The following is a 1,264-nucleotide window of genomic DNA, read 5'->3' as shown; positions in this document are numbered from 1 at the left end:
CGAGGATCCGCAGGACGACCTGACGGCCGGTCCGCCGAAGACCTACGCGGCCGGCCTGCCGGCGGTGGCCCACGCGATGCAGTACTCGCTCGAGCAGACGACAGTACGCCGTACCGCGCTGACGCTCCTCAACCTCAATCAGGTGAAGGGTTTCGACTGTCCCGGCTGTGCGTGGCCGGAGCCGCAGCACCGGCACAAGAACGAGTACTGCGAGAACGGCGCCAAGCACATCAACGACGAGGCGACGACCCGGCGTGTCACCCGTGAGTTCTTCGCGCAGCACTCGATCGAGGAGCTGGACGGCAAGTCCGACTACTGGCTCAACCAGCAGGGCCGGCTCACCGAGCCGATGGTGAAGCGGCCCGGGGCGACGCACTACGAGCCGATCGGCTGGGACGAGGCGTTCGGGATCGTCGCCGGCGAGCTGACCGCGCTCGGCTCGCCCGACGAGGCGCTGTTCTACGTGTCCGGCCGGCTCAACAACGAGGCGGCGTTCCTGCTCCAGCTGTTCGCCCGGGCCTTCGGCACCAACAACCTGCCGGACTGCTCGAACATGTGCCACGAGTCCAGCGGCTCCGCGCTCAACGAGACGCTGGGCATCGGCAAGGGCAGCGTGCAGCTCGACGACATCCACAATGCCGGCCTGGTCTTCGTGGTCGGCCAGAACCCGGGGACCAACCACCCCCGGATGCTGTCGGCGCTGGAGCAGACCAAGAAGAACGGTGGCCGGGTGATCGCCGTGAACACGCTGCCGGAGGCGGGTCTGATGCGGTTCAAGAACCCGCAGAAGGCCAGTGGCGTCCTCGGGCGGGGTACGGCGATCGCCGACCAGTTCGTGCAGATCCGGCCCGGTGGCGATCTCGCGTTGTTCCAGATGCTGAATCGCCGGCTGCTCGAGGCCGACGCGGCCGCGGGTGGCGGCGTCCTCGACCGTGACTACATCGCGACGCACACCACCGGCTTCGAGGCGTTCGCCGAGCACGCGGGCACGATCACCTGGGAGCACGCGCTCGAGGCGACCGGCCTGACCCGCGACGAGATCGAGGCGGTGCACGACGCCGTACTCGCGAGCAAATCCGTCATCGTCTGCTGGGCGATGGGGCTGACCCAGCACAAGCACGGCGTGCCGACGATCCGCGAGGTGGTCAACTTCCTGATGCTGCGGGGCAACATCGGCCGGCCGGGCGCCGGTGTGTGCCCGGTCCGCGGGCACTCCAACGTCCAGGGCGACCGGACGATGGGGATCTGGGAGCGGATGCCGGAC

1 protein-coding gene is annotated in these 1,264 nt (G+C 68.8%); it reads left to right on the top strand.

Going from position 1 to position 1,264, the window contains the following annotated elements; genetic code table 11:
• Positions 1–1,264 (top strand): molybdopterin-dependent oxidoreductase (locus AB0H36_RS48075; RefSeq protein WP_360539133.1); only part of this gene is annotated, 1,264 nt, incomplete at both ends.

Source organism: Kribbella sp. NPDC050820, assembly GCF_040653975.1.
Lineage (GTDB): Bacteria > Actinomycetota > Actinomycetes > Propionibacteriales > Kribbellaceae > Kribbella.
The sequence above is the reverse complement of the archived record's forward strand: the minus strand, read 5'-3'. Positions and strand labels throughout refer to the sequence as shown.